The 2724-nt window shown below is 60.7% G+C and carries 3 protein-coding genes; 2 read left to right on the top strand and 1 reads right to left on the bottom strand.

Annotated elements, in window-relative coordinates; translation table 11 throughout:
- Positions 1–184: 184 nt before the first annotated feature.
- On the bottom strand, positions 185–1117 hold the full coding sequence (locus VL598_RS16330) for an ABC transporter substrate-binding protein (protein ID WP_325327769.1): 933 nt from the start codon (positions 1115–1117) through the stop codon (positions 185–187).
- A 236-nt stretch (positions 1118–1353) separates the two neighbouring features.
- On the opposite strand from VL598_RS16330, the gene VL598_RS16325 reads away from it, so the two are divergent.
- On the top strand, positions 1354–2445 hold the full coding sequence (locus tag VL598_RS16325; RefSeq protein WP_325327768.1) for an IS110 family transposase: 1092 nt from the start codon (positions 1354–1356) through the stop codon (positions 2443–2445).
- Positions 2446–2504: 59 nt separating this feature from the next.
- On the top strand, positions 2505–2724 hold a 220-nt coding region (locus VL598_RS16320), incomplete at its 3' end, for a hypothetical protein (RefSeq protein ID WP_325327767.1).

The following is a 2724-nucleotide window of genomic DNA, read 5'->3' as shown; positions in this document are numbered from 1 at the left end:
GGCGCTTCGGTGTCGCAGATTCCATGTCGGCACGGGTCATCACGGACCCACTTCAGATGCCGGATATACGACTGCAGGCTTCGCCCCAACGGCCACTACGATCGATCAGTTTCTTGCCTTGCGGGGGGAGTCCATATACGTAAGGTTAGGCCGCCGCGGAGTTGACAACCACTAAAGCGTGCTTTCATCGGATAACGCGGTCCGCTCGAAGTAGAATCGATTGCGGCACGGGAATACCGAGAGTTTGCGCGGTCCGCAGATTGACCGTCAGTTCGAAACGTGTCGGGTATTCGAACGGCATGTTGGCCGGGCTTTCGCCCTTGAGCAATTTGTCGACGAGAGAGGCAACCCTGCCCAGCACTTCAAATTGATTTGGCGAATACGCAAGAAATCCGCCTCGCTCGATGGGATACTGCGCGGTATATATCGTCGGTAGTCTTCGCGACGAGGAATATTCTAGGACACGGTCGAGGCGTGCAGAGACAACACCTGCGGGAACGATCTTAATGCCGTCGACCCCGACTTCGCGCATTCGAGCGAGCACGCCGTCAAGATCTACAACGCGGCCGACAGGAAATGTGATCAGGTCGATGTCGAGTGCCTTGGCTGTTGTTCTATCGGCATCGAGATACGCTTCAATCCCAGGAAACCGCGCGTCGTAAAGGACGGCGACACGTCGCATGCTCGGGACCGCCTCATGGAACACATCGAGCATCTTTGCAGCTAATCCTGGATCTGCCCAGAGCAAGCCCGTGACAGAGCCTCCGGGATGAGAAAGGCTATCCGCCAAACCGCTCCCGACGGGGTCGAGTGCAGTCCAAAGTACGAGAGGTATCTTACGAGTTATCGCGAGGACGGCCTCCGCTTCGAAGTTCGTTCCCGCTACGATTACTGCAGGAGTGGATTGAACAAGCTCGCGTGCCAATGACGGCAGACGCATTGGCTCCCCATCGGCAAAGCGCCACTCGAGGACGACATTCTTACCCTCGATCCAGCCTAACTCCCGGAGGGCGTCCGGAAGCCGAAGATAGGCCGAGCTGTTCACACGCGACAAACCGCTCAATACGCCCACACGCGCAACCGTGACGGACCGCGTCTGACCGAAAGCACCGCGCATGGACGCTAATCCGAAGAGCACGGACAAAAATGCTCTCCGGTTCAAAGTGGTGTCGCGCATGGGCGCCCTAACGATCCAGGTAACCGGCGCGCCGCGCCGATGCTCGCCAAGGAGAAGCCATGAACCGGCGCGTCCGGTTGACTGATGGGATGGACTCCCCCTGATTGTTCGGCATCATCGTGCCCGCTGGCCTCATATGGTGTGGGGTGTCAGCGCTCAACCGGGAGGAGTCCGACATGAATGCTACCGCTGCTTTGTCGATCGTGGGAGTGGATCTCGCCAAATCGGTGTTTCAACTCGCGGTCGCCGATCGCTCCTGGCGCGTCGTCGAATCGCATCGTCTTACACGCACCCAATTCGAGCGCTGGTTCGCCAACCGGTCGGTCGGCGTGGTGGTCATGGAAGCCTGCGGTTCGGCCCATCACTGGGCACGCTGGCTGAATACGTTGGGTATCGAAGTGCGCCTGCTGCCCGCCGCCTACATCCGCGCCTACGTCAAGCGCAACAAAACCGATGCCGCCGATGCGTGTGCATTGCTCGAAGCCGCGCGCTGTGCCGACATTACCCCGGTACGTGTCAAATCGATCGAGCAGCAGGCGCTGCAGGGATTGCATCGCACCCGCTCGTTGTGGATGACCACGCGCACCTCGCGCATCAATGCGCTGCGCGGTTTCTGCCGCGAGTTCGGCATCGTCATCGCCCAGGGCAGTCGCCTCGGCGTCGAACAAATCAGCCGCACGCTCGCTGATCCGCATACGTCGGTGCCGACACTCATCCGCGGCACGATGACGCTGCTGGTCGAGGAAATCCGCTTGCTCGAGGTGCGCATCGCCCAGCTCGAACGCGAGTTGACCGCGCTGGTCCGACAATCGCCGGCCTGCGCCACCTTGCTGTCGATTCCGGGCGTGGGCTTGTTGACCGCGACGGCAATGGTGGCGGCTACCAGCGGCGAGGTGAGCCATTTTCGTGATGCGCGACATTTCGCGTCGTGGTTCGGCCTCACGCCCAAGGAACATTCCTCGGGTGGCACGCGACATCTCGGGCGTATCTCCAAGCGCGGCGACCGCTATCTGCGCATGTTGCTCACCCACGGCGCGCGCGCCGTACTGCGAGCCGCTACTGCCGCGCTGCACAACGGCAAGCCGATCGATGCATTGCGCCAATGGGCACTGGCCGTGCAGGCGCGCTCGAACCACAATAAGGCCACCTGTGCACTCGCCAACAAGCTGGCCAGAATTTGCTATGCAACGTTGCGCGACGGGGAACCGTACGGCTCATCGCGCCTGCACACGAAGGTCGGGCGCACCACGTTCGCGCTGCCGGCCTGAACCTTTGTTGCCCCCATTTCACCTCACTCCGAGCCTTGCGTAGAGATTGATCACCCATCATGGCCAACCGGGTCATCCCCACACCGTCCGACGCCGATAACTCTGTCGGCAGCTTCACGCTTGCCGCTTGTACCGATTGGCGCTTCGGTGTCGCAGATTCCATGTCGGCACGGGTCATCACGGACCCACTTCAGATGCCGGATATACGACTGCAGGCTTCGCCCCAACGGCCACTACGATCGATCAGTTTCTTGCCTTGCGGGGGGAGTCCATATACGT

The sequence above is a fragment of the Trinickia sp. genome, assembly GCF_035492435.1.
Lineage (GTDB): Bacteria > Pseudomonadota > Gammaproteobacteria > Burkholderiales > Burkholderiaceae > Trinickia.
This window is presented reverse-complemented; position numbering and strand designations above follow the sequence as displayed.